Source organism: Zemynaea arenosa (assembly GCF_004614185.1).
Taxonomy (GTDB): Bacteria; Pseudomonadota; Gammaproteobacteria; order Burkholderiales; family Burkholderiaceae_D; genus Telluria; species Telluria arenosa.
In genome coordinates this window covers 1-22,536 of record NZ_SPVF01000148.1, presented here as the reverse complement: position 1 = coordinate 22,536, position 22,536 = coordinate 1, and the positions used below count along the sequence as shown (strand labels likewise).

22 protein-coding genes are annotated in these 22,536 nt (G+C 65.7%); 10 read left to right on the top strand and 12 right to left on the bottom strand.

All coding sequences use genetic code 11. From position 1 onward, the window contains the following. Nucleotides 1–16: 16 nt before the first annotated feature. Complete coding sequence (locus tag E4L96_RS11970) at nucleotides 17–1,006, bottom strand: malate dehydrogenase (RefSeq protein ID WP_135207453.1); 990 nt, start codon at nucleotides 1,004–1,006, stop codon at nucleotides 17–19. Nucleotides 1,007–1,258: 252 nt separating this feature from the next. Here E4L96_RS11970 and E4L96_RS11965 point away from each other — a divergent pair, with 252 nt between their 5' ends. The 7 genes from E4L96_RS11965 to E4L96_RS11935 all read left to right on the top strand — a co-directional run bounded on the left by E4L96_RS11965 (nucleotide 1,259) and on the right by E4L96_RS11935 (nucleotide 7,252). Continuing rightward, nucleotides 1,259–2,032: a GntR family transcriptional regulator gene (locus E4L96_RS11965; protein WP_229414415.1), complete on the top strand. Its 774-nt coding sequence runs from the start codon at nucleotides 1,259–1,261 to the stop codon at nucleotides 2,030–2,032. Between the two features lie 199 nt (nucleotides 2,033–2,231). Then, complete coding sequence (gene sdhC, locus E4L96_RS11960; RefSeq protein WP_135207451.1) at nucleotides 2,232–2,657, top strand: succinate dehydrogenase, cytochrome b556 subunit; 426 nt, start codon at nucleotides 2,232–2,234, stop codon at nucleotides 2,655–2,657. Between the two features lie 2 nt (nucleotides 2,658–2,659). Next, nucleotides 2,660–3,040: a succinate dehydrogenase, hydrophobic membrane anchor protein gene (gene sdhD / locus E4L96_RS11955; RefSeq protein ID WP_135207450.1), complete on the top strand. Its 381-nt coding sequence runs from the start codon at nucleotides 2,660–2,662 to the stop codon at nucleotides 3,038–3,040. Between the two features lie 3 nt (nucleotides 3,041–3,043). Continuing rightward, a complete protein-coding gene (sdhA, locus tag E4L96_RS11950) occupies nucleotides 3,044–4,822 on the top strand; it encodes a succinate dehydrogenase flavoprotein subunit (RefSeq protein ID WP_135207449.1) in 1,779 nt (592 codons plus the stop codon). 12 nt (nucleotides 4,823–4,834) lie between these two features. Beyond that, nucleotides 4,835–5,545 carry a succinate dehydrogenase iron-sulfur subunit gene (locus E4L96_RS11945; RefSeq protein ID WP_135207448.1) on the top strand — a complete coding sequence of 237 codons (711 nt, stop codon included), beginning with the start codon at nucleotides 4,835–4,837 and terminating at the stop codon, nucleotides 5,543–5,545. 74 nt (nucleotides 5,546–5,619) lie between these two features. Next, nucleotides 5,620–5,886 carry an FAD assembly factor SdhE gene (locus tag E4L96_RS11940; protein ID WP_135207447.1) on the top strand — a complete coding sequence of 89 codons (267 nt, stop codon included), beginning with the start codon at nucleotides 5,620–5,622 and terminating at the stop codon, nucleotides 5,884–5,886. Between the two features lie 64 nt (nucleotides 5,887–5,950). After that, nucleotides 5,951–7,252, top strand: coding sequence for a citrate synthase (locus E4L96_RS11935; RefSeq protein ID WP_135207446.1), 1,302 nt, complete (start codon nucleotides 5,951–5,953; stop codon nucleotides 7,250–7,252). Between the two features lie 290 nt (nucleotides 7,253–7,542). Here the strand turns inward: E4L96_RS11935 and E4L96_RS11930 are convergent, their stop codons facing one another. From E4L96_RS11930 to E4L96_RS11915, 4 genes are read right to left on the bottom strand one after another with little or no spacing between them, the layout of a single operon-like run. Then, nucleotides 7,543–8,331 carry a PhzF family phenazine biosynthesis protein gene (locus E4L96_RS11930; protein WP_135207445.1) on the bottom strand — a complete coding sequence of 263 codons (789 nt, stop codon included), beginning with the start codon at nucleotides 8,329–8,331 and terminating at the stop codon, nucleotides 7,543–7,545. 9 nt (nucleotides 8,332–8,340) lie between these two features. After that, complete coding sequence (locus tag E4L96_RS11925; RefSeq protein ID WP_135207444.1) at nucleotides 8,341–10,686, bottom strand: GH92 family glycosyl hydrolase; 2,346 nt, start codon at nucleotides 10,684–10,686, stop codon at nucleotides 8,341–8,343. Beyond that, nucleotides 10,683–11,906, bottom strand: a complete 1,224-nt coding sequence (locus E4L96_RS11920; RefSeq protein WP_135207443.1) for an AGE family epimerase/isomerase — start codon at nucleotides 11,904–11,906, stop codon at nucleotides 10,683–10,685. Before E4L96_RS11920 ends, E4L96_RS11925 begins: the two co-directional genes overlap by 4 nt. A 13-nt stretch (nucleotides 11,907–11,919) precedes the next feature. Then, nucleotides 11,920–12,912, bottom strand: coding sequence for a LacI family DNA-binding transcriptional regulator (locus E4L96_RS11915; protein ID WP_135207442.1), 993 nt, complete (start codon nucleotides 12,910–12,912; stop codon nucleotides 11,920–11,922). Nucleotides 12,913–13,113: 201 nt separating this feature from the next. Here E4L96_RS11915 and E4L96_RS11910 point away from each other — a divergent pair, with 201 nt between their 5' ends. After that, nucleotides 13,114–14,139: a proline iminopeptidase-family hydrolase gene (locus E4L96_RS11910; protein ID WP_135207441.1), complete on the top strand. Its 1,026-nt coding sequence runs from the start codon at nucleotides 13,114–13,116 to the stop codon at nucleotides 14,137–14,139. A 7-nt stretch (nucleotides 14,140–14,146) separates the two neighbouring features. Here E4L96_RS11910 and E4L96_RS11905 read toward each other — a convergent pair whose 3' ends face one another. The 3 genes from E4L96_RS11905 to E4L96_RS11895 are packed head-to-tail and all read right to left on the bottom strand — an operon-like array spanning nucleotide 14,147 to nucleotide 17,722. Next, the gene (locus E4L96_RS11905; protein WP_167758674.1) at nucleotides 14,147–15,115 is read right to left on the bottom strand and encodes an aspartyl protease family protein; all 969 of its coding nucleotides are present in this window, start codon (nucleotides 15,113–15,115) and stop codon (nucleotides 14,147–14,149) included. A gap of 26 nt (nucleotides 15,116–15,141) precedes the next feature. Then, a complete protein-coding gene (locus tag E4L96_RS11900) occupies nucleotides 15,142–16,629 on the bottom strand; it encodes a retroviral-like aspartic protease family protein (RefSeq protein ID WP_135207439.1) in 1,488 nt (495 codons plus the stop codon). 46 nt (nucleotides 16,630–16,675) lie between these two features. After that, the gene (locus E4L96_RS11895) at nucleotides 16,676–17,722 is read right to left on the bottom strand and encodes a porin (protein WP_135207438.1); all 1,047 of its coding nucleotides are present in this window, start codon (nucleotides 17,720–17,722) and stop codon (nucleotides 16,676–16,678) included. A gap of 50 nt (nucleotides 17,723–17,772) precedes the next feature. Between E4L96_RS11895 and E4L96_RS11890 the strand changes: the two genes are divergently transcribed. After that, nucleotides 17,773–18,264, top strand: coding sequence for a nuclear transport factor 2 family protein (locus E4L96_RS11890; RefSeq protein WP_135207437.1), 492 nt, complete (start codon nucleotides 17,773–17,775; stop codon nucleotides 18,262–18,264). Continuing rightward, nucleotides 18,261–19,157 (top strand): tRNA glutamyl-Q(34) synthetase GluQRS, encoded by an 897-nt coding sequence (gene gluQRS / locus E4L96_RS11885; RefSeq protein ID WP_135207436.1) that lies wholly within the window; start codon nucleotides 18,261–18,263, stop codon nucleotides 19,155–19,157. The genes E4L96_RS11890 and gluQRS overlap by 4 nt, the downstream gene beginning before the upstream one ends. Before the next feature lie 51 nt (nucleotides 19,158–19,208). Here the strand turns inward: gluQRS and E4L96_RS11880 are convergent, their stop codons facing one another. The 4 genes from E4L96_RS11880 to E4L96_RS11865 all read right to left on the bottom strand — a co-directional run bounded on the left by E4L96_RS11880 (nucleotide 19,209) and on the right by E4L96_RS11865 (nucleotide 22,296). Further along, a complete protein-coding gene (locus E4L96_RS11880) occupies nucleotides 19,209–19,808 on the bottom strand; it encodes a CHRD domain-containing protein (RefSeq protein ID WP_135207435.1) in 600 nt (199 codons plus the stop codon). A 225-nt stretch (nucleotides 19,809–20,033) separates the two neighbouring features. Further along, entirely contained in the window at nucleotides 20,034–21,638 is a 1,605-nt protein-coding gene (locus E4L96_RS11875) for an EAL domain-containing protein (RefSeq protein ID WP_135207434.1), read from the bottom strand. A 110-nt stretch (nucleotides 21,639–21,748) separates the two neighbouring features. Next, the gene (locus tag E4L96_RS11870) at nucleotides 21,749–21,928 is read right to left on the bottom strand and encodes an oxidoreductase-like domain-containing protein (protein ID WP_135207433.1); all 180 of its coding nucleotides are present in this window, start codon (nucleotides 21,926–21,928) and stop codon (nucleotides 21,749–21,751) included. Beyond that, entirely contained in the window at nucleotides 21,925–22,296 is a 372-nt protein-coding gene (locus E4L96_RS11865; RefSeq protein WP_135207432.1) for a BlaI/MecI/CopY family transcriptional regulator, read from the bottom strand. Before E4L96_RS11865 ends, E4L96_RS11870 begins: the two co-directional genes overlap by 4 nt. Nucleotides 22,297–22,536 lie beyond the last annotated feature (240 nt).

The following is a 22,536-nucleotide window of genomic DNA, read 5'->3' as shown; positions in this document are numbered from 1 at the left end:
GCGGGCGCGGTGCGAATTACTTCAGCAGGTGAGCCACGCCGGCACGCTCTTCTTCGAGTTCGGCCAGGGTCTTGTTGATGCGCTCTTGCGAGAACTCGTCGATCGCCAGGCCCTGCACGATCTTGTACTCGCCGTTCTCGGTGGTCACCGGGAAGCCGAACATGACGTCCTTCGGAATGCCGTAGGAACCGTCGGACGGGATGCCCATGGTGGTCCATTCGCCGTTGGTGCCGAGCACCCAGTCACGAATGTGGTCGATCGCCGCGTTGGCTGCCGACGCTGCCGACGACAGGCCGCGCGCCTCGATGATGGCGGCGCCGCGCTTGCCGACGGTCGGCAGGAAGGTGTCGCGGTTCCAGGCGTCGTCGTTGATCATGTCCTTCACCGACTGGCCGTCGATGGTGGCGAAGCGGTAGTCCGCGTACATGGTCGGCGAGTGGTTGCCCCACACGGCCAGCTTCTTGATGTCCTTGACCTGCTTGCCGGTCTTCTGCGCGACCTGCGACAGGGCGCGGTTGTGGTCCAGGCGCAGCATGGCGGTGAAGTTCTTGGCCGGCAGGCTCGGGGCCGATTTCATGGCGATGTAGGCGTTGGTGTTGGCCGGGTTGCCGACCACCAGCACCTTGACGTTGCGCGAGGCGACGGCGTCCAGCGCCTTGCCCTGCACGGTGAAGATCTGGGCGTTCGCTTCCAGCAGGTCCTTGCGCTCCATGCCCGGGCCGCGCGGACGGGCGCCGACCAGCAGGGCGATGTCGGCGTCCTTGAACGCGGTCATCGGGTCCGAATGCGCGGTCATGCCCACCAGCAGCGGGAAAGCGCAGTCGTCCAGTTCCATCATGACGCCCTTGAGCGCTTTCTGGGCCTTCTCGTCAGCGATTTCCAGCAGTTGCAGGATGACAGGCTGGTCCTTGCCCAGCATGTCGCCGGAGGCGATGCGGAACAGCAGGGAATAGCCGATCTGGCCAGCGGCGCCGGTGACGGCCACGCGCATTGGGGTCTTAGCCATGATGAATCTCCAAAGGTGGGAAAGGAAACTGTGCTGCCCGGGGCAGGCCGGGGGCAGGCTTGCAAAACGCCTATGATACCAAAACCGCCAAGGCCATTCATGCGCCAGCGGCAGGCGGGCAGGGCGAAATCGTCCGCGAGTGTAGGCTCACTGGTTCTGTCTGTCAATTCATATCATATGTCTTATATAAGACAGCTTTACGGGTTTGCCCTTACTGGACGACCGTGCGCAAATGTGGTGAAATCGCGGTCTATGAGCCAATCCGCGAACAACAATCCGAGCAACCCGGCCGGGCCGGGCGCGGGGGCTTCGCCGACTTTTTCGCCGCTGTACCAGCAGATCAAGGCCCTGATCACCCAGTCGCTGCAAAGCGGCGAGTGGAAGCCGGGCGAGCTGATTCCCTCCGAGGTGGAACTGGCGGCGCGCTTCAAGGTGTCGCAGGGCACGGTGCGCAAGGCCATCGACGAGCTGGCCGCCGAGAACCTGGTGGTGCGCCGCCAGGGCAAGGGCACCTTCGTCTCCACCCATAACGAAGAGCGCGCCCACTTCCGCTTCCTGCGCCTGATGCCCGACGAGGGCGTGCCCCATCATCCCGACAACCGCATCATCGAAGTCAAACGGATTCGCGCGCCGGCCGAAGTCGCGCGCCTGCTGGAGCTGAAATCGGGCGACGCGGTGGTCTACATCAAGCGCATCATGGCGTTCGAAGGCCAGCCGACCATCGTCGAGGAGCTGTGGCTGCCGGGCCAGCTCTTCAAGGGGCTCACGGCCGAGCGGCTGGTGGAGTACAAGGGGCCGATGTACGGCCTGTTCGAATCGGAGTTCGGCACGCGCATGATCCGCGCGACCGAAAAGATCCGCGCCGTGCCGGCCGATGCCGCCGCGGCGCAATACCTCAATGTGGACGAAGGCACGCCGCTGCTGTGCGCCGAGCGGGTCTCGTTCACCTACGGGGACAAGGCCGTGGAATTGCGGCGCGGGCTGTATTCAACCGCGCAGCACCATTACCTGAACGAGCTGTCCTGAGCTGGCGGCCGGCCGGGGCCGGCGTCAGCGAAGAACATTCGTAACGTTTAGAATGCGTTGTTGTTCGGAACGTACGTTGTACCGCCCGTTGCCAAGGAAGCACTTGGTTGAAAGTGTGGAAATCGGCGAAAATGTCGGGTTATCAAAATCGTTGTTACGTCTTACGTTGTTATAAATAAAGCTGTTAAGGGGAGGTTGTATGTCCGAAGCCGTGCGAGCGGTCACTCGAAAAGAACGTCCGGAATTCCGTAACATCCACGTCACGGACATTCTGTTCAACTATCGCCTGCCGATGCCCGGCAAGGTGTCGATCATGCACCGCATCAGCGGCGTCCTGCTGTTCGTCCTGCTGCCGTTCATCCTGTGGCTGCTGGACCTGAGCCTGAAATCCGAGATCCAGTTCGACTATTTCAAGGGCATCCTCGGCCAGCCGCTGGTCAAGCTGCTGGTGCTGGCCATCACCGTCGGCTACATCGCGCACTTCTGCGCCGGCATCCGCCACCTCTTCCTCGATTCCCACATGGCCGCCGACAAGCCGGCCGCGCGCAAGACCGCCGCGTCCGTGCTGATCGTGACCGCGGTGCTGTCGCTGCTGGTGGCCCTGAAATTGTTTGGAGTGTTCTGACCATGGCGAACAACACGAAACTCATCGACGGCATCGGCCCCAAGCGCCTGGTCGTCGGCGCCCACTACGGCGTGCGCGACTGGCTGGCCCAGCGCGTGACCGCGGTGCTGATGGCGGTTTACACCGTTGTCCTGCTGGTCTGGTTCTTCAGCGCCGGGAACTTCAGCTACGAAGGCTGGGCCTCGATGTTCGCCCGCCAGTGGTTCAAGCTGCTGACCATGGTCGTCTTCCTCGGCCTGCTGTACCACGCGTGGGTCGGCATGCGCAACGTCTGGATGGACTACATCAAACCGACCATGCTTCGCCTGGTCCTGCAAATGGCCACCATTGCGTGGCTGCTCATTTGCGCAGCGTACGCCGCGCAGATTCTGTGGAGTGTGTAAATCGTGGCAGCAATCAAAACTGCAATCCCTACCCGCCGCTTTGACGCGGTGATCGTCGGCGCCGGCGGCTCCGGTATGCGCGCCTCGCTGCAGCTGGCCGAAGCGGGCCTGAACGTCGCAGTGCTGTCGAAAGTCTTCCCGACCCGCTCCCACACCGTGGCCGCGCAGGGCGGCATCGGCGCCTCGCTGGGCAACATGAGCGAGGACGACTGGTACTGGCACATGTTCGACACCGTCAAGGGTTCGGACTACCTGGGCGACCAGGACGCCATCGAATTCATGTGCCGCGAAGCGCCGAAAGTCGTGTACGAGCTCGAACATTTCGGCATGCCGTTCGACCGCAACCCGGATGGCACCATTTACCAGCGACCGTTCGGCGGCCACACCGCCAACTTCGGCGAAAAGCCGGTGCAGCGCGCCTGCGCCGCCGCGGACCGTACCGGCCACGCGCTGCTGCACACGCTCTATCAACGTAACGTGCGCGCCCGCACCCACTTCTTCGTCGAGTGGATGGCGCTGGACCTGATCCGCGACGCCGATGGCGACGTGCTGGGCGTGGTCGCCCTGGAGATGGAAACCGGCGAGTGCATGATCCTGGAAGCGAAGACCACCATCTTCGCCACCGGCGGCGCCGGGCGGATCTTCGCCGCGTCGACCAATGCCTTCATCAACACCGGCGACGGCATGGGCATGGCGGCACGCGCCGGCCTGCCGCTGCAGGACATGGAGTTCTGGCAGTTCCATCCGACCGGCGTGGCCGGCGCGGGCGTCCTCATTACCGAGGGTGTGCGCGGCGAGGGCGGGATCCTGATCAACGCCAACGGCGAACGCTTCATGGAGCGCTACGCGCCGACCCTGAAGGACCTGGCGCCGCGCGACTTCGTCTCGCGTTCGATGGACCAGGAGATCAAGGAAGGCCGCGGCGTGGGCCCGAACAAGGACCACGTGCTGCTGGACCTGCGCCACATCGGTGCGGACACGATCCAGAAGCGCCTGCCGTCGATTCTCGAAATCGGCCACAAGTTCGCCAACGTGGACGCGACCAAGGAACCGATCCCGGTGGTCCCGACCATCCATTACCAGATGGGCGGCATCCCGACCAACATCAATGGCCAGGTGGTCGCACCGGCCGGCGACGGCTCGCAGAAGGTGGTTAACGGCCTGTACGCGATCGGCGAATGCGCCTGCGTGTCGGTGCACGGCGCCAACCGCCTCGGTACGAATTCGCTGCTCGACCTGCTGGTGTTCGGCCGCGCGGCCGGTAACCACATCATCTCGCAGAACCTGCGGGCGCGTTCGCACAAGGCGCTGCCGGCATCGGGCGCGGACTTCGCGCTGGACCGCCTGAACCGCCTCGAAACCTCCACCGGCTCCGAGAAGGTGCAGCACGTGGCCAACGACATCCGCAGCAGCATGCAGAAGCACTGCGGCGTGTTCCGCACCGACGCGCTGCTGCAGGAAGGCGTGCGGGAGATCATGAAGCTGGACGAGCGCCGCAAGCACGTGTCGTTCAAGGACAAGTCCAAGGTCTTCAACACCGCCCGCGTGGAAGCGCTGGAACTGGACAACCTGATCGAGACCGCGAAAGCGACCATCTGCTCCGCAGTGGCGCGCAAGGAATCGCGCGGCGCCCACGCGCACAGCGACTTCCCGAATCGCGACGACGAGAACTGGATGCGCCACACCCTGTGGTTCTCGGAAGGGAACCGCCTGGACTACAAGCCAGTCGTCACCAAGCCGCTGACCGTCGAGACCTTCAAGCCCAAGGCACGTACCTTCTAAGGTTTATTGAAAATGCCCCGCACCCTACAATTCAAAATCTATCGCTACGATCCGGACAAGGATACGAAGCCGTACATGCAAGACCTGACGGTCGAGCTGAAAGACACCGACAAGATGCTGCTGGACGCGCTCCAGCGCATCAAGTCCGACGTGGATGACTCGCTGGCGCTGCGCCGCTCCTGCCGCGAAGGCGTGTGCGGCTCGGACGCGATGAACATCAACGGCAAGAACGGCCTGGCCTGCACCACCAACCTGAACGAGCTGACCCAGCCGATCGTGCTGCGCCCGCTGCCAGGGCTGCCGGTGATCCGCGACCTGATCGTGGACATGACCCAGTTCTTCAAGCAGTACCACTCGATCAAGCCGTACCTGATCAACGACTCGATCCCGCCGGAGAAGGAGCGCCTGCAGACGCCCGAACAGCGCGAGGAGCTCGATGGCCTGTACGAGTGCATCCTGTGCGCGTGCTGCTCGACGTCCTGCCCGTCGTTCTGGTGGAACCCGGACAAGTTCGTGGGTCCGGCCGGCCTGCTGCAGGCGTACCGCTTCATCGCCGACTCGCGCGACGAAGCGACCGGCGAACGTCTCGACAACCTCGAGGATCCGTACCGCCTGTTCCGCTGCCACTCGATCATGAATTGCGTGGACGTGTGCCCGAAGGGTCTCAACCCGAACAAGGCGATCGGCAAGATCAAGGAGCTGATGGTCCGCCGGGCCATCTAAATACAGTAGAACTACCGTACTGCCTATTTCGGGCGTGCGGGGTATAGTGTTTGACGCAAAAAACGGACTCACCAGTGAGCACGCACCAAGCCGACCCGACGAACCGCGCCCGCCTGCGCTGGCGCAGCCGCCGGGGCCTTCTCGAAAATGACCTGATCCTCACGCGCTTCCTGGATGCGCATGAGCTGGATCTGACCGACGAGGAGGTCGACGCGCTCACCCGCCTGCTGGACCAGTCGGACAACGCGCTGATGGATCTGTTCCTGGCGCGCACCGAGCCTGACGGCGAGCTGAATCTGCCGCATGTGCGGGCGCTGCTGGCCCGCCTGCGCGCAGCGTGAGCGGTGTGAGTTTGAGCCGTACGGTTTATTCATTAAGTAGCCTCACTCCCAAGAAGGAAGTGTTATGAACATCTCTGATACCAAAGCCACGCTGTCGTTCTCCGATGGCAGCCCATCGGTCGACATGCCGATCTACAAAGGCACGATCGGCCCGGACGTCATCGACATCCGCAAGCTGTACGGCCAGACCGGCAAGTTCACCTACGACCCGGGCTTCATGTCCACCGCCGCGTGCAACTCGTCGATCACCTACATCGACGGCGACAAGGGCGAGCTGCTGTACCGCGGCTACCCGATCGAGCAGCTGGCCGTGAACTGCGACTTCCTCGAGACCTGCTACCTGCTGCTGAACGGCGAGCTGCCGAACGCCGAGCAGAAAGCCAAGTTCGAAACCACCGTGACCCGTCACACGATGGTGCACGAGCAGATGAACTTCTTCTTCCGTGGCTTCCGCCGCGACGCGCACCCGATGTCGGTGCTGGTCGGGACCGTGGGCGCGCTGGCGTCGTTCTACCACGACTCGCTGGACATCAACGATCCCGAGCAGCGCGAGATCTCCGCGATCCGCCTGATCGCCAAGCTGCCGACGCTGGTCGCGATGGCGTACAAGTATTCGGTCGGCCAGCCGTTCGTCTACCCGCGCAATGACCTGTCGTACTCCGCGAACTTCATGCGCATGATGTTCGGGAATCCGTGCGAAGAGTACAAGGTTAACGACGTGCTGGTGCGCGCGCTGGACCGCATCCTGATCCTGCACGCGGACCACGAGCAGAACGCCTCCACCTCGACCGTCCGCCTGGCCGGTTCCTCGGGCGCCAACCCGTTCGCATGTATCGCAGCGGGCATCGCCTGCCTGTGGGGCCCGGCGCACGGCGGCGCGAACGAAGCGGCGCTGAACATGCTGAAGGAAATCGGCACCGTCGAGAACATCCCGGCCTTCATTGAGAAGGTCAAGGACAAGAACTCGGGCGTGAAGCTGATGGGCTTTGGCCACCGCGTCTACAAGAACTTCGACCCGCGCGCGAAGCTGATGCGCGAGACCTGCCACGAGGTGCTGAACGAACTGGGTCTGCAGGACGACCCGCTGTTCAAGCTCGCGATGGAGCTGGAGAAGATCGCCCTGAATGACGAATACTTCGTGTCGCGCAAGCTGTACCCGAACGTGGACTTCTACTCGGGCATCGTGCAATCGGCGCTGGGCATTCCGGTGTCGCTGTTCACCGGCATCTTCGCGATGGCGCGCACGATCGGCTGGATCGCCCAGTGGAACGAGATGATCGCCGACCCCGAGCAAAAGATCGGCCGCCCGCGCCAGCTGTACGTCGGCTCCGCCGTGCGCGACGTGCCGGGCATCGACAAGCGCTGATCTTCGATCACGCCACCAAAAAAGCGGGCCTAGGCCCGCTTTTTTTACGCCCTCACACCGGGGACGTACCCCGCTCCCAGAGTGGGGACGTACCCTGGATTAGAGGGGTAGGAAAACGCCGAAAACATTCCATCTCGCGCGCAGCGACATAATCAAATGTCCAGCCAATTCAACAACTTGGCCGGATCTGGATAATCCGGTGCAATTCGCGGATTTGGGGACGTACCCCGGTGTGGGAGAAGGGTACGTCCCCGGATTGGGGGTGTTGACGCTGGGAATGCTGGGTGAGTTTAGATGCGGATCATGCCTTCGAGGTAGAGGGCGGCGGAGCCGAGGATGAGGACGCGGTCGCCCGGTTGCTCGACTTCGAGGGTGCCCTGGCGGCGGCCGCCTTGCCGGGCCGTCAGGCGCGGTTTGCCGAGGCGGGCGGTCCAGTAAGGCGTCAGAGAGGTATGGGCGGAGCCAGTCACGGGGTCTTCGTCGACGCCGACATTGGGGCCGAACCAGCGGCTGACGACATCGTGCGATTGGCCAGGAGCGGTCACGCAGACGCCGCGCAGGGGCAGGCCCTTCAAAGCGCCGAAGTCGGGCTGCAGGCGCATTACCGTGTCTTCATCGGGGACCACGACGAAGTAGTCTTCGGCGGCCAGGATCTCGTCGGCGCGCACTAACCCGAGGGCTTCCAGCAGGGCTTTGGGCGGGATGCAGGGCAAGGGGCGTACGGCCGGGAAGTCCATCGCCAGCTTGTCCCCATCGCGCCGCACACGCAGCTCGCCGCTGCGGGTGCGGAAGCGCAGCACCTCGGCCGCATCGCCCAGCATGTGGAAGATGACCCAGGCGCTGGCCAAGGTCGCGTGGCCGCACAGATTGACCTCGCAGCCGGGCGTGAACCAGCGCAGGTGGTAGGCACCATCCGCGCCATCTTTGACGAAGTACGCGGTTTCCGAGAGGTTGTTTTCGATGGCGATGGCCTGCAGGGTCTCATCCGGCAGCCAAGCATCGAGAGGGACGACGGCGGCCGGGTTGCCGCCGAAAGGCCGGTCCGAAAAGGCATCGACCTGGTAGAGCTTCAGTTCCATCGTTTCGTATTACTTTGCATCGTAGAGCGTCATAGTATAAGGCCGGCTCGCGGCCGACACACCCCATTGCTTGTTCGGTGCGGCCTGCATCGTGAACACCAGCTCCCCGCCTGCCATGATCTGTTCGTGCGTGATGTAGGTTGCATCCAGCGGCTTGCCGTTCAGGCGCACGCTCCCGACGTACACGTTGGCCGGTGCGAGGTGCTCGGCGCGCACGGTGAAGCTGCGGCCATTGGGCAGACGAAGCACCGCGCGGTCCACGAACGGCCGGCCCAGGATGTACTGGTTGGACCCCGGCGCCACCGGATAGAAGCCGAGCGAGGTGAAGGTGAACCAGGCCGACATCTGCCCCACGTCGTCATTGCCCGATAAGCCTGCAGGCGCAGGCGCGTACTGCGTCGCCATGATCTTGACGAGCCGCTGCTGCGTCTTCCACGGCGCACCCGCGAAGTTGTACAGGTAGGCCACGTGGTGCGACGGCTCGTTCCCGTGCGCATAGTGGCCGATCAGGCCCGTCACGTCTTCCATGTGCGCATACACCTTCTCATCAACCTTGGCGTCGAACACCATGTCGATCTTGTCCTGCAGCGCCTTGTCGCCGCCCAGCAGCGAGATGAGGCCCGCGTTATCGTGCGGCATATACCACGAGTACTGCCACGCACTGCCTTCGGTGTAGTCGCTGCCGAAGTTGGAAGCGGTCGGGTCGAACGGTTCGCGGAATTCACCATTCGACTTGCGCGCGCGGAGGAAGCCGGTCTTGGTGTCGAAGCTGTTGCGGTAGTTCTGGGCGCGCTTGTAGAAGCGGTCGGCGATATCGCGCTTGCCCATCTTCTCGGCCATGCGCGCGATGGTCCAGTCGTCGAACGCATATTCGACGGTCTTGGATGCGGCTTCCGGCTCCAGGTCGATCGGCACATAGCCCAGCTTCATGTAGTGCTTGAGGCCCCCGTACGGCCCATACTCCGCGCTGGCCACCATGGCCTTCAGCGCCGCATCGGCATCGATGCCGGGGATGCCCTTCATGTACGCGTCCGCAATCACCGGCACCGCGTGGTAGCCGATCATGCACCACGTCTCCAACCCCGCGAACTGCCACACGGGCAGGATGCCGTAAGGGCTCTGCTGCTGCGACACGACGAGCGAGCGCACGAAGTCCGCATTGCGTTCCGGTGGCTGGATGATGGTCATCAGCGGATGCAGCGCGCGGTAGGTGTCCCACAGCGAGAAGGTCGAATGGAAGCGGAAGCCGTCCGCCTTGTGCACGGCGTTGTCCGGGCCGCGGTAGCTGCCGTCGCGGTCCATGAACAGGGTCGGGCCGAGCATGGTGTGGTACAGGGCCGTGTAGACCATCTGGCGCTGCTTCGGTTCGGCCGTGATGTCGACTGCGGACAGCGCGGTGTCCCACGCGGCACGGGCCTTGTCGCGCTCCGCGTCGAAGTCCCAGCCCGGCATCTCGGCAAGGTTGGCGATGGCGTTGTCCTCGCTGACCGGCGAGATCGCGACCTTCACCAGCAGTTCGCGCGACTGCGGGCCGAAGCCGAAGGCGGCAACCAGGGCCTTGCCTTCCACCTGCGCCTTGTCAGCGGGACCGCTGCCCGGACCCGCGAAACCGCGGTACTCGACACCATCTTCACGGTTGTGCAGCTCGTGGGTGAGCATGGGGCGCGAGAACTGGATGGCGAAGTACAGCTGGCGGCCCGGCGCCCAGCCGCGCGTGCTGCGCATGCCGGTCATCAGGCTGTCGCCACGCACGCGCAGCGAGGACCACAGGTTCTTGCCCGCGTAGTTGTAGATGCTGCTGCGCAGGTCGAGGATGACTTTCGCATCGAGACCGGCCGGGAAGCGGTAGCGGTGCAGGCCCACGCGCTCGCTCGCGGTGAGTTCGACGTCCACGTCCTGGTCATCGAGGTGCACGGCGTAGTAGCCCGGCCAGGCCTTCTCGGTCGCGTGGCGGAAGCGCGAGCGGTAGCCGGAGAAGGCGCGCTCGGGGTAACCCGGTTCCAGCTTGGTCTCGCCGGTGTAAGGCATCAGCAGCACGTCGCCGAGGTCCGAGTGGCCGGTGCCGGAAAAGTGGGTGTGCGAGAAGCCGAGGATGGTGTCGTCCTCGTAGCGGTAGCCGGCGGCCCACGGGTAGCTCTGCTTGAAGTGGCGGGTTTGCGTGTCCGGGCTCAGTTGGACCATGCCCCAGGGGCGCGTGGCGCCGGGGTAGGTGTGGCCGTCGCCGCCGGTGCCGATGAAGACATTGACCGCGCTGGAAGGGCGGTTGTCAGGCGCGGCAGCCGGCGCCGCTTGGACTGCGATCGCCGGAAGAGCGGCCAGCAGCAGGCCGGCGGGAAGAGTCAGGAGACGCGTCATGCCTGTCCTTTCTGGAGTACGGTGAGGACGTCGTAGCACGCGCCCATGGTGTGGTAATCGACCTTGCCGGCCGGGCTCTTTTCGTCGCTGATCTTGCGGTTGTCCGGCGTGAGGATGCGGTACCACGCGCCGTATTGGTGGTCGACCATGTACGCCCAGCTGTAGGCCCAGATGCGCTGGTACCAGTTCCAGTACGATGCCTCGCCTGTTCGGTCGGCCAGCAGCGCGGATGCGGCGAGCGATTCGGCCTGCACCCAGAAATACTTGTCGCCGTCGCAGATGCTGCCATCGGGCGCAAAGCCGTAGTGGATGCCGCCATGTGTGCCGTCCCAGGCGCGCAGCAGGGCGGTGTCGAACAGTTCGCGCGCGCGCGGCAGCATCCATGCGGTATCGATGCCGTGCGCCGGGCAGCGCTGCTCGAGCAGCACCAGCAGCTTGGCCCACTCGGTGAAGTGGCCTGGCTGGTAGCCCCACGGGCGGAAGATGTTGGTCTTGTCGTGCAGGTTGTAGTCCCAGTCGACCGACCAGTCCTCGCGGTAGTGTTCCCACACCATGCCGTGGGCGAGGGCGGCCTGGCGCACGGTGATGTTGTGGGCCAGCGTGGCGGCACGCTGCAAATAAAGCAGGTGGCCGGTGGCGTCGAAGGCCGCGATCAGAGCTTCGCAGGCGTGCATGTTGGCGTTCTGGCCGCGGTACGGATCGAGCCTCGACCAGTCGGCGCTGGCCTGGTCGGCGTAGAGTCCGTGGTCCGGCTGCCAGAAGCGGCGTTCCATCAGGTCGAAGGTCTCCGCGATCCATGCGGCGGCCTCGGTCACGCCGGCCATCAACGCATGCGAATAGGCCAGCAGGACGAAGGCCAAGCCGTAGCAGTGGTTGTCGCCATCGAGGACGGCCTTGCGGCCCTCGCGCCAGTCCAGCTGCCAGGCGTAGCCGCCGGTGGCCGGATTGAGGTGCACGTCACGCAGGAAGGCGACACCGTGGCGCACCTGGTCGAGGTATGCCGGATCGCCGAGGCGGCGGGCCGCCATCGCGTAGTTGAAGACGAAGCGCGTGCTGGAGACAAGATGGCGTGTGTGCGCATCGTAAACCGTGCCATCGTCCTTGAAGTAGTGATAGAACCCGCCGCTCGGGTCGATGCAGCGGGGGTGGTAGAAGGCCATGGTATGCGCAACGTGGGCGCGCAGGACGGCGGGATCCTTGAAGTCGGGTTGCGTGGTCATTGTTCTTTGTCGATTACTGGCCGATGCTGCTGGCGCGGAGCACGAGCCGCACCGGCAAAACCTGGTGCTCGTGCTCATGCTCCTGCATGGCGGGCTGGTTGAGGAGCAGGGCGATGCCGGCCGCTCCCAGTTCTTCCTTGTCGATGTGGACGCTGGTGAGGGGCGGATTGGCGCGCGCCGCGGGTTCGATGTCGTCGAAGCCGACCACGGCGATGTCCTCCGGGATGCGCAGCCCGGCACCCAGGCAGTGGCGCATGGCGGCGATGGCGGTGCTGTCGTTGAAGCAGAACAGGCCATCCGGCCGCGGGTTCAGTGCCAGCAGCTGCTCCATGGCCTGCTGTACCGCCACCTCGTGCGGTTCGCCATCGGGCAGGACCGCTTCATAGGACGGATCGGCGAGGACGTGCGCGTCGAACAGCGCCTGGCGGAAGCCGTGCGCGCGCTCGCGGATGCTGAAGTGGGCCAGCGACCCGCACAGCAGCGCGATACGCTTGCGCCCCAGTTGCAGCAGATGGCGGGTGGCGATGTAGCCGCCCAGCCGGTGGTCCGGATTGGCGCAGGCGAACTGCGGCTGGCTCAGGTCCACCAACGCCATGGGCAGGCCGAGGCCGCGCATGGCGGACAGCACCTCGGGTTCGAAGAAGCCGGCGCACAGGATCGCATCCGGCAGGTGCAGGCGGATGCGGGCGATCGCGCCTTCACCCGGGGCCAGTGCCGCGAAGGAGAGGGCAATGCCATGTTCGCGGCAGGCCTGCTCGGCGCCGTGCAGGACGGGCGAATAGAAGGGCGTGGCGGAGAGGTTGTTGTGCTGGGAATGGAGCACGAACAGCACCCGGCGGATGCGGCGCGGCTTGAGCTGGCGGGTGTCGTAGCCCATCGCCTCGGCCGCGGCGCGGATGCGCAGGCGGGTGGACTCGGTGAGCCCCGGCTGGTCTTTCAGGGCCCGCGAGACGGTCCCTGTCGACACCTCGCAGGCCTGGGCGATGTCGCGGATGGTGACCGCCATCGGCTTCCTTTGACTGGTTTATTAAACAGTTTGATCAACGAGATTTTATAGCGCCGCATGGCAGGGGAAGTCAAAGACTATCGGTGAGGGGAGGGCATGTTTAACGCGCTTTACTAAACCGGAGGCGTGCCACGTGTTGCGGCCCGCGGCGGGAGGGCTACAATGGCCGCGCGTCGTCCATCACAACCACTGAGGAGAGACATGAAGCGTGTATTGACCCTGGCCGTAGCCGCCGTGCTGTCGGCCACCGCCCTGCAGGCGCAGGCCGCCGACCCGGCCAGCTACTTCAATAACACCGGCCGCCAGGACACCTGGACCGGCGGCGTGCGCATGATCCCGATCACCACACCGAAGGGCACCTTCAACGTGTGGACCAAGCGGGTGGGGAACAACCCAACCATCAAGGTCCTGCTGCTGCACGGCGGTCCGGGGGCAACCCACGAGTACTTCGAGGCGATGGACAGCTACTTCCCCGGCGCCTCCATCGAGTACTACTACTACGACCAGCTGGGCTCCTTCTACAGCGACAATCCGAACGATCCGTCGCTGGTGAACACGGCACGCTACGTGGAAGAGGTGGAGCAGGTGCGCAAGGCGCTGGGCCTGGACAGCTCGAACTTCTTCGTGCTCGGGCATTCGTGGGGCGGGATCCTGGCGATCGAGTACGCGCTCAAGTACCAGCAGAACCTCAAGGGCGTGATCATCTCGAACATGATGGCGTCGATCCCGGCCTACAACAAGTACGCCAGCGAGGTACTGATGCCGTCCATGGACCAGAAGGCGCTCAAGCAGATCAAGCAGCTGGAAGCGAAGAAGCAGTACACCAGCCCGAAATACGAAGAGCTGCTGATGAAGAACCACTACGTCTACCATGTGCTGCGCGCGCCGGCGGACAAGTGGCCGGAGCCTGCGGTCCGCTCCTTCAAGCATATCAACCCCAAGGTCTACATCCCGATGCAGGGGCCGAGCGAGCTGGGCGCCAGCGGCATCCTGCTGAACTGGGACCGCACCAGGGACCTGGGCAAGATCACGGTGCCGACGCTGGTGGTGGGCGCGCAGTACGACACCATGGACCCCAAGCACATGGAGTGGATGTCCAAGGCGGTGGCGCATGGACGCTACCTGTACTGCCCGAACGGCAGCCACATGGCCATGTATGACGACCAGCAGACCTACATGGATGGCGTTATCCGCTTCCTGAAGGACGTGGACGAGAAAAAGTTCTGAGTCACGCTCACTGCGTGGCCGGCGCTGGTGCGGGCAGCGGTGCCGATGCCGATGCCGGTACCGCGGCCGCGCTGGCGCTGGCGCTGAAGTACAGCTTGCGCTGGCTGTTCGCGAACAGCACGCGGTGGCTGCGCAGCCAGTCCAGGCCTAACAGCAGTTCGTAGTCACGAGTAGCGCCGTCGGTGTCCGCGACCACGAGGCGGGTGCGCGGGGTGCTCTCGCTGCCTACCTGCAGGGTCACGCTGGCTTCGTAGTGCTGGTAGCGGTTTTCGCCGATGCCGCCACCTTCGCCGCGGGTGGCCTGGGACTGGTCGGCCGGGTGGAGGCCGATGCGCTGCGCTGCGCGGCTGAACACCATGGTCACGGGGGCGCCGGTATCGATGATGGCATCGAGCTCGGTGCCGTTGACGCGGACTTTCAGGTGCGGGCGCGGGTCTCCGTACGGGTAGGCCAGCGGCACGGACTTCGCGGCCGGGTCCCAGTAGCCGAGGAAGGCGGTGGCGTCGCAGCCGACCGCGCGGAAGAAGCGCACCCAGTGTTCGGCCATGTTGATCTCGAAGTCGGCCTGCATCCACAGGTCGCTGCCGACGATGACGTCGTAGTTCAGGCCCGGCGCCATGTCCTTGACCACGCCGAGCATCAGGCGGCCGGTGTTGAAGGGGCCGATGGTCATGTTCTGGACGGTGCTGCGATACAGGCGCGAGACGCCACCTGCGCCTTCCACGGACACGTCGGTCGCGCGGCGGGCCAGCTTGAAGTTGTCGACGGCCTGCGGTGTCAGCACCGTGACCGAGGCGCCAGTGTCTAGCAGGAGCCGGGCAGGCTGCTGGTTGATGGTGCCGGCCACGCCGATGTAATGGCCGTTCGGGGAGGGCTCCAGCGGCAGCTCCTGCAGGCCAGCGTATTCGCAGCCTGGCGCCGCGCGTGCGCTCAATGCTGGCGCGAGCAGCGTTGCCACGGCCAGGGCGGCGGCCATGACGGCTGGCCTGAACAACGGCGCAATCACAGCAAGCCCCGCTTGATCGCTGCGCATGCCGGCTGGCCAGCCGCGCGCACCGCAGCAGCCCGCGCCGCGTCCTTGTTCACGGCATGCCAGCGCGCGACCAGGTCATGCACGGTGCATACACGGTCTTCATCGGTGCCGGCGGACTTGAGGGCATCCTGCTCGCTGGCCTGGCCCAGGTAGAACTGGGCGACGGGGCGAATCCATGACTCCCTGGGCGCTTTCTCCATCCAGGTGCGCAGCGTCTGCGCGCCGGCGTCCTGATGCTGTTGCGCGGCCTGCACGGTGTACAGCAGCAGCGCCGCCTGGCCGTTGGCCGGTTGCGCGGCCAGGGTCGCGCGCAGGTAGGCTTCGGCTTCATCCTGCCGGTTGGCAGCGAGGGCGCGGACGGCGAGGATCTCGTTGGCGCGCGGGTTGCCCTGGGCGGCAGCCTTGGCGAACCAGGCCCGCGCATCATCCGGATGCTTGCGCGTATCCTCGCGCCGCCCCATGAGGACTTGGGCGTCCGCGTTGCCGCCCTGCGCTTCGGCGGCGTACCACGGCTCGCCAGTCTGCTCGAACGGCTCGATGCCGTTATAGGTGAAGTAGAGCTTTTGCTGGCTGCTCGCGAACAGCACGCGGTGGGCGCGCAGCCAGTCCTGCCCCAGCAGCATCTCGGCGCCGCTGCCGAAGCTTTGGCTGTCGGAAGACACCTGCAGGCGCGCGTGGCGGATGGTCTCGTCGCCGATGCTGACGGTGGCGCGCACACGATAGCTGCGCACCCGGTCCGCGCCCGCGCCCTGAGCGAAGCCGGACAGCTCGAGCGGCAGCTCTTCCGGGTTCAGGCCGATGCGCGAGGCGGCCGCCTTGGACAGGACCGAGTACGTGGCGCCGCTGTCGATCACGGCTTGCACTTCGCCTCCGTTCACCTTGACCATGACGTGCGGGCGCGGGTCCTGACCCGGCGCTTCCAGTGGAATGACCATCGCGTTCTGGTCCCAGTAGCCGAGGAAGACCGTGCGGTCACAGGACTGGGGCTTGAAGAAGCGAAGCTTTTTCTCGGACAGCACCAGCTCGAAGTCGGCCTGCATCCAGAAGTCGCTGCCGATGATCGCGGCATAGGAGGGCTCGCCCGCCATCTCGCCCAGCACGCGCAGCCAGCGGTTGTGTACGGTGACGGGCCCGATGGAAAAGTCCGCGACGCGGCTTTGATACACCCGGCTACGGCCGCCAATGCCGGTCACATATTCGCCGCTCGCGCGCTGCGACAAGCCATAGGTGCCCACGGCGGTGGGCGTGATCAGGGTCCACGTGGAGCCAGTGTCGATCAGCATGGCGGCCGGCTTGCCGTTGATCTTGCCCTCGACCGCAGGCTGCAGGCCGGCCCCCGTGTAGGTGACGGGCAGCTCGGCGATGGTCAGGTATTTGCAGCCTTCGCCCCTGGCCACGGTGGGAATGGCCGCGATGGCTAGGACAGCGGGAGCGAGGACTGCACGGGTGATCGTCATGGCGGTTTGGGCAATGTTGCTGGCCCGCCATTCTGCCCGCGCGGGACTAGTAGCGCAAGCGGATGCCGGTGGCCCAGGTGGTGCCGCTGCGGGCCACCGTGGTCTTGTCGTACAGGGCCACCGCGTACAGCCCGGTGCGCGGCGAGATGGCGTAGTCGTAGCCGATGGCGGCGGAGTTGCGGTGGTAGGGCGCCACGGTGCGCGACTTGTCGCGCGTGTGGGCCCAGGACAGCAGCAGGTTGCCGCGGCCGAAGGGGACGGTGGCGCCGATCTGGCCCGTGCGGGTGCGGCGTTCCGTGCCGGCGGAGCGGTTGCGATCCCAGGTCGCATACAGCTTGGCGACCTTGAGGTCGTACGAGACACCGGCCAGCCAGGTGGTCTGGCTCGGCGCGGCGGGCGTGATGCCGGGGCCGGCCTCCACCTTTTGCGCGGCCAGCACAAGGCCGGCGGGCCCGGACATCCACGTCGCCGAGACGGCGGCGTTGTTGCGGCCGGACTGCACTTCTCCGAGGCCATACTGCGCGCGCACCGTGACGCCGTGGGCGGTGGGCGAGGTGTAACCGAGGGTGTTGGCCCAGCCCGTGTCGGCGGCGATGTTGATCCCGTAGGGCGGGGTCCACAACTGCGTCTGCAACGGCGAGAAGCGGGTCGAGGCGCCAAAGGGATTGAAGGCAATCGCGGCCAGCCACACGGCGGCGCTCTGGCGGCCGAGGCGCAGCTCACCCCAGCTGTCGGCCAGGCCGACGTAGGCGTTACGGGAGAACAGCGGGTCGCCGGGCAGGCGGCCGAAGTCGCCGGTGTCCAGCCGCACGAAACTCTCCAGCGCGAACACGGCGCGCAGCCCGTGGCCGAGGTCTTCCGTGCCGCGCAGGCCCCAGAACGAGGTGCTCAGGCCGCCGCTGTTGACGACGGTGGTGGCGCGCGGGGCGCCGGAATTGTCCGAACGGCCCACGTACATGTCCAGAATGCCGTACACCTGGACGTTGCCCGGCGCGCGCGGGGCGGCCGTGGCGCTGGTGGCCGTCTGCGCGATGGCCAGTGTACTGACACCGAGCAGCAGTGCGCACAGCAGAGAGGTAGGAATCGTCTTCATATGGTTGAGGAAAGGATTATAGGAGCCTCCACAGGGGTACAATCAACGGCATGAAAAGATTCCTTCTCGCCTGTTGTCTTTCCGCCGCGTGTTTTACGGCCGCGGCCCAGACCGACGCTGAACTGAAGCAGCAAGTCGGCGCCTTCATCGACCAGTGGCATGACGATGCAGCCCATGCGCGTCCGGCCTACTTCGACAAGATCGCGCCGGATGGTGTGTACATCGGCACGGACAAGACCGAGCTGTGGCACCGCGAGGAATTCCGCGCCTGGGCCAAGCCCTATTTCGCGCGCGGCTCGGCCTGGTCGTTCAAGGCGGTCAAGCGCAATGTGTACTGGGCGCCGGACCGCAGTGTGATCTGGTTCGACGAGCTGCTCGATACACAGATGGGACCGTGCCAGGCCAGCGGTGTCATCCGGCGCACGGCCAAGGGCTTCCAGATCGAGCACTACCAGCTGTCGATGGCGGTGCCAAACGAGCTGGGCAAGCAGGTCACCAGCCTGATCCAGGCACACGAAGCGAAGCCCGCCGCGACCAAGTGAACCCGCAGTACGTGGGGCGCTTTGCCCCGTCTCCGACTGGCCCGCTGCATGCGGGCTCGCTGGTGGCTGCGCTCGCCAGTTTCCTGGATGCGCGTGCGTATGGCGGGCGATGGCTGGTGCGGATCGAGGACGTGGATGAGGCGCGCGCGGTTGCAGGCGCGGACCGGGCGATCCTGGACCTGCTGGGCAAGCTGCAGATGCACTGGGACGGCGAGGTCGTGTGGCAGAGCCAGCGCAAGGCGCTGTACCAGCAGGCCTTCGACCAGCTGGCGGACAGCACCTACCCCTGTGGCTGCAACCGGCGCGAGATCGCCGATTCGCAGCTCGGGCTGGCACCGGATGGCTCGGCGATCTACCCCGGCACCTGCCGCTACGGCCTCGGCCCCGGCAAGACCGCGCGCAGCCTGCGCGTGCGGGTGCCCGATGCGCCGTATGACGTGATCGATTTCGAGGACCGCATGGCGGGTCATGTAGCGCAGCGGCTGGCTTCGGAGTCGGGCGACTTCGTACTCAAGCGGGCCGATGGGTTCTGGGCCTATCAGCTGGCTGTCGTGGTGGACGATGCGCTGCAGGGCGTGACCGACGTGGTCCGTGGCGCCGACCTGATCGATTCCACACCGCGCCAGATCTTCCTGCAGCGTCTGCTGGGCGTGCCGACGCCGCGCTACCTGCATGTGCCGGTGGTGTGCAATGCCGAGGGTGAAAAGCTGTCCAAGCAAACGGGCGCGGCCGCGATCGAGGTGCGCGATGACGCCGGCGCGCTGGCCGTCCTCAACGAGACCGCACGCTTGCTCCGGCTGCCGATGGAAGCGCAGGCGTCCCTGGACGCGTTCTGGCGCGCAGCGCTTCCCGCCTGGGCGCGCCTGGCAAGCGTTGCTCGCGCGGACGGCTAAGCTCGGCGACGGGCCAGCCGGCCGACGCGCTTCAACCGGCCCGCACCGCGATCAGCCGCGGCGGCCCCGCAGCCAACCGGCTACACCGACTGCCGCCAATCCCGACCACATCATCCACGCCATGCCCGGTTCCGGCACCGGCGACTGCAGCTCCACCAGGAAGCCGCGGATCTCACCGCCGGGATACAGCGAGGTATGGAGATTGAGATAGGACTCATTGGCGAGCATGCCCGCGATCAGCGCCGCCTCGGCCGTGTCGACCGTGCCCCCGTGCGCGGTGATGAAGGACGGGTTGTAGCTGACCGGGTCGAGCAGGTCCAGCGTGTGCGTGTAGTGGCCGGAGGTCACGCCCAGCGGGAAATCCGCAAAGGCCGGCAGCGTGGTGGCCACCGCCGCCGTGCCAGTCAGCGGATCGGCGGTGCAGCAGTGGATGTGCGCTGCGGTCGTACCCGCCAACAGGTCGGTGAACGGGATATCCAGTGACAGCGTGTTCGCGGTGTCGTCCAGCACGATGGTGGCGACGCCATAGCCGGGCGACGCGTTCGGCGTCCCTTCCGCCGGGCCGCTCATGGTGGAGCGGAAGGTGGTGGTGGCCGCCTGCGCGCCCGAGGCCGCCAAAGCCAGCGCGAGCACAGTCAACAGTCTTTTCATGTTGCTTCTCCTTGAGGTGGGCTCCGTGGTCACGGCGTCCCTCAATCCGGAGCAAAAATTGGACCTTCCTCAATCGTGGGCCTGGGCCAGAAGGCATGGGGCAGGACAAGCGCCGCGGTCCGGGGCGGATTCCACTATGGATGTGCCACGCATGCGGCATGTATGTCGCACTCGCGTGTACAAAAGGCCAACAGGGCAGCGGTGCGGTCTTGTCCGCCGCCAGGGTCACTCGCGGTGGCTGCGTTCGCCGGAACGGACCTTGGGCGGCTCCCACATGCGGTAGGTTTCGGTGAGTTCGTTGAACGCCATCGGCTTGCCGAACAGCCAGCCCTGCGCGTACTGGACGCCGTGGGTTTCGAGGAAGTCCGCCTGGGCCTGGCTTTCCACCCCTTCCGCCACCATGCACAGCTTGAGCGTGCGCGCCATCGCGATGATGTGCTGCACGACCTGGCTGGTGGGCGCGCGGGTGCCGATGGCTTCGATGAAGGAGCGGTCGATTTTCAGGTGGTCGACATCCAGCGCTTCCAGGTACGACAGGCTGGAGTAGCCGGTGCCGAAATCATCCAGCGACACTGCAATGCCGCGCGCGCGCAATTGCAGCAGCACGCCGCGCGCTTTCTCGAGATCGACCACGGTCCGTTCCGTGATTTCCACAGTCAGGTTGGACGGTGCGGCGCCGCTGCGCTCCAGAAAACGGTCCAGCATTGGAACGATGCGGCCGGACTGGAAATCCTTGGCCGCGACATTCAGCGCGATATGGAAATGCGGTGCGCGCGCGAGGAAGGCACCGGTATCGGCCTGGATCAGCTCCAGCACCCGCTCGGTGAGGCGCGTGATGATCCCGGTCTGCTCGGCCACAGGAATGAACAGATCCGGCCCGATCGATTCTCCATTCGGGCGCCGCCAGCGCAGCAGCGCTTCGGCCCCGACGCAATGGCCGCTGGCGAGATCGATGATCGGCTGGTATTGCAGGTAAAACTCGTCGCGCCGCAAGGCATATTTGAGCGCGGCCGCCAGTGAGCGCTGCTGGCGCGCGAGCAGCAGGATGGTGGCAGCGACGGCGATACCGGCCAGGATGCCACCTGGAACCAGCCGCAGCGCGATATCGCGCTCCCGCGCGTGCATATAGCCGATCGGAACTGCTGCGACGGCGGACAACCGGAACTCCTGCGACCGCAGCACCGCGACGAGGTGTTTGGCATCGGTGAACGTGCTGCCGGCCGTCTGGCTGGCGACGTGCGCGGCCCAGGAGGGGCTGACATCGCCATGGGCCAGCAGGGGGCCCTGGCCGACCGGCCGGTCCAGGTGAAAAACGGCCAGCGACACGCCGGGCACCGTGGTCCAGGTATCGAGCGGCAGGTCGCGGTGGATGACCACGAAGAAGTCGCCACCGCCGAGCGCCAGCAGCGGTGTGTGACCGGCCTCCAGGAGGGTCACGTCGGCGTAGATGGCATACCCGCGCGCGGTGTAGAAGGCGGGCGCGCCCAGCCGGATGGGCACACTGGCCATGGACGAGCACAGCACCTGCCCGTCGTGGGCGTAGCCGACAGCCTGAATGTAGGTGGAGGTGAGGTCGAGCTGCTGCATCACGGCGACAGCAGCGGAGGAACAGGGTGCGGTTGCGACTTTCTGCATGCGCTGGAACGCCACGAGAGACTGGCGCGACGTTTCGTTGGCGCGGTGTAACACGTCGCGCGCCAGGCCCATGGCGATCTCGCCGGTGATGTTATAGGCCTGGCGGCGGGCCTCCTGCAGCGCGAACCAGGGGAGCGCCAATACCGCCGTCAGCGCCAGCAATAGCGTGAACCCCAGCATGATGCGGTGGCGCATGTCCCCGGTCCTTCAGCAGGTGGCGATTCCCAGCGGCGAACTCGGCCGCAGCCTTTGATCGAGGCCCCATCGTGGCACGCTTGCAGGCGGGCGTCCAGACCTGCGCGGCGTCACGCGTCCGGGTGGCGGGCCCGCCACGCCGCCAGCTCGCGCTCGTAGCGGGCCAGGGCCTCGTCATAGAGGTCGAACACGCAGGGGTTGCAGCCGCTGCGGCAGCAGTCTTCCGGATCGGGCTGGACGGGCGGCTGGGGACGCGGATCGGGACGCGCGGCCGTGGGCGCGGCGCTCATTGCTCGTCTTTGAGGAATTGCGCGATCTCGGCGCGTTCCTTGTCCGTCACGTGGCCGCGCAGGGCGGCCAGCACCAGCTCCTTGCCGGAGCCGGAAAACGCCTTGTGGATCAGGTCCTTGACCAGGCTGGTCTGAAGGGAATCCTGGGGCTGGGCGGGCGCGTACACGTGAGCCCGCTGGGACTCGTCGCGGGTCAGCAGGCCCTTCGCATGCATCACCTGGAGCACGCGCAGGACGGTGGCGTAGGCCGAGTCCGGCCGCGCGGCGGCGGCTTCCTGGTGGACTTGCTTGGCCGTCGCCGGGCCGATCTGCCACAGGATGCGCAGCAGTTCGAGCTCGGCGGCGGTGGGTTTGCGGGGCGAGGGCATGCTGGCAGCATAGTGGATCTAGAAAACTTTGTCTAGATCGTGGACGCGGCCAGGCCGGCGCTCAGTCCTCGCTGTGCAGGAAATAGCTGTGCAAGTCGAACGCCATTTTGCCGAGGTGCCATTCGCAAGTGCCCTTCATCACTTCGCCCGGCTTGATGACCCAGGTGACCGCGGTGCCGGGCTTGGGTCTCCAGGCCAAGCAGGCGGTCCAGCTCTTCGACGCGGGCGGTGGTCATGATG

Coding starts and splice junctions, on each gene's coding strand:
- E4L96_RS11930 (WP_135207445.1), bottom strand. CDS start 8,331: ATGGAACTGAAGCTCTACCAGGTCGATGCCTTTTCGGACCGGCCTTTC.
- E4L96_RS11970 (WP_135207453.1), bottom strand. CDS start 1,006: ATGGCTAAGACCCCAATGCGCGTGGCCGTCACCGGCGCCGCTGGCCAG.
- E4L96_RS11890 (WP_135207437.1), top strand. CDS start 17,773: ATGAAAAGATTCCTTCTCGCCTGTTGTCTTTCCGCCGCGTGTTTTACG.
- E4L96_RS11965 (WP_229414415.1), top strand. CDS start 1,259: ATGAGCCAATCCGCGAACAACAATCCGAGCAACCCGGCCGGGCCGGGC.
- E4L96_RS11900 (WP_135207439.1), bottom strand. CDS start 16,629: ATGACGATCACCCGTGCAGTCCTCGCTCCCGCTGTCCTAGCCATCGCG.
- E4L96_RS11875 (WP_135207434.1), bottom strand. CDS start 21,638: ATGCGCCACCGCATCATGCTGGGGTTCACGCTATTGCTGGCGCTGACG.
- E4L96_RS11910 (WP_135207441.1), top strand. CDS start 13,114: ATGAAGCGTGTATTGACCCTGGCCGTAGCCGCCGTGCTGTCGGCCACC.
- sdhC (WP_135207451.1), top strand. CDS start 2,232: ATGTCCGAAGCCGTGCGAGCGGTCACTCGAAAAGAACGTCCGGAATTC.
- E4L96_RS11920 (WP_135207443.1), bottom strand. CDS start 11,906: ATGACCACGCAACCCGACTTCAAGGATCCCGCCGTCCTGCGCGCCCAC.
- E4L96_RS11925 (WP_135207444.1), bottom strand. CDS start 10,686: ATGACGCGTCTCCTGACTCTTCCCGCCGGCCTGCTGCTGGCCGCTCTT.
- E4L96_RS11895 (WP_135207438.1), bottom strand. CDS start 17,722: ATGAAGACGATTCCTACCTCTCTGCTGTGCGCACTGCTGCTCGGTGTC.
- sdhD (WP_135207450.1), top strand. CDS start 2,660: ATGGCGAACAACACGAAACTCATCGACGGCATCGGCCCCAAGCGCCTG.
- E4L96_RS11915 (WP_135207442.1), bottom strand. CDS start 12,912: ATGGCGGTCACCATCCGCGACATCGCCCAGGCCTGCGAGGTGTCGACA.
- E4L96_RS11945 (WP_135207448.1), top strand. CDS start 4,835: ATGCCCCGCACCCTACAATTCAAAATCTATCGCTACGATCCGGACAAG.
- E4L96_RS11905 (WP_167758674.1), bottom strand. CDS start 15,115: ATGGCCGCCGCCCTGGCCGTGGCAACGCTGCTCGCGCCAGCATTGAGC.
- E4L96_RS11880 (WP_135207435.1), bottom strand. CDS start 19,808: ATGAAAAGACTGTTGACTGTGCTCGCGCTGGCTTTGGCGGCCTCGGGC.
- E4L96_RS11935 (WP_135207446.1), top strand. CDS start 5,951: ATGAACATCTCTGATACCAAAGCCACGCTGTCGTTCTCCGATGGCAGC.
- E4L96_RS11870 (WP_135207433.1), bottom strand. CDS start 21,928: ATGAGCGCCGCGCCCACGGCCGCGCGTCCCGATCCGCGTCCCCAGCCG.
- E4L96_RS11865 (WP_135207432.1), bottom strand. CDS start 22,296: ATGCCCTCGCCCCGCAAACCCACCGCCGCCGAGCTCGAACTGCTGCGC.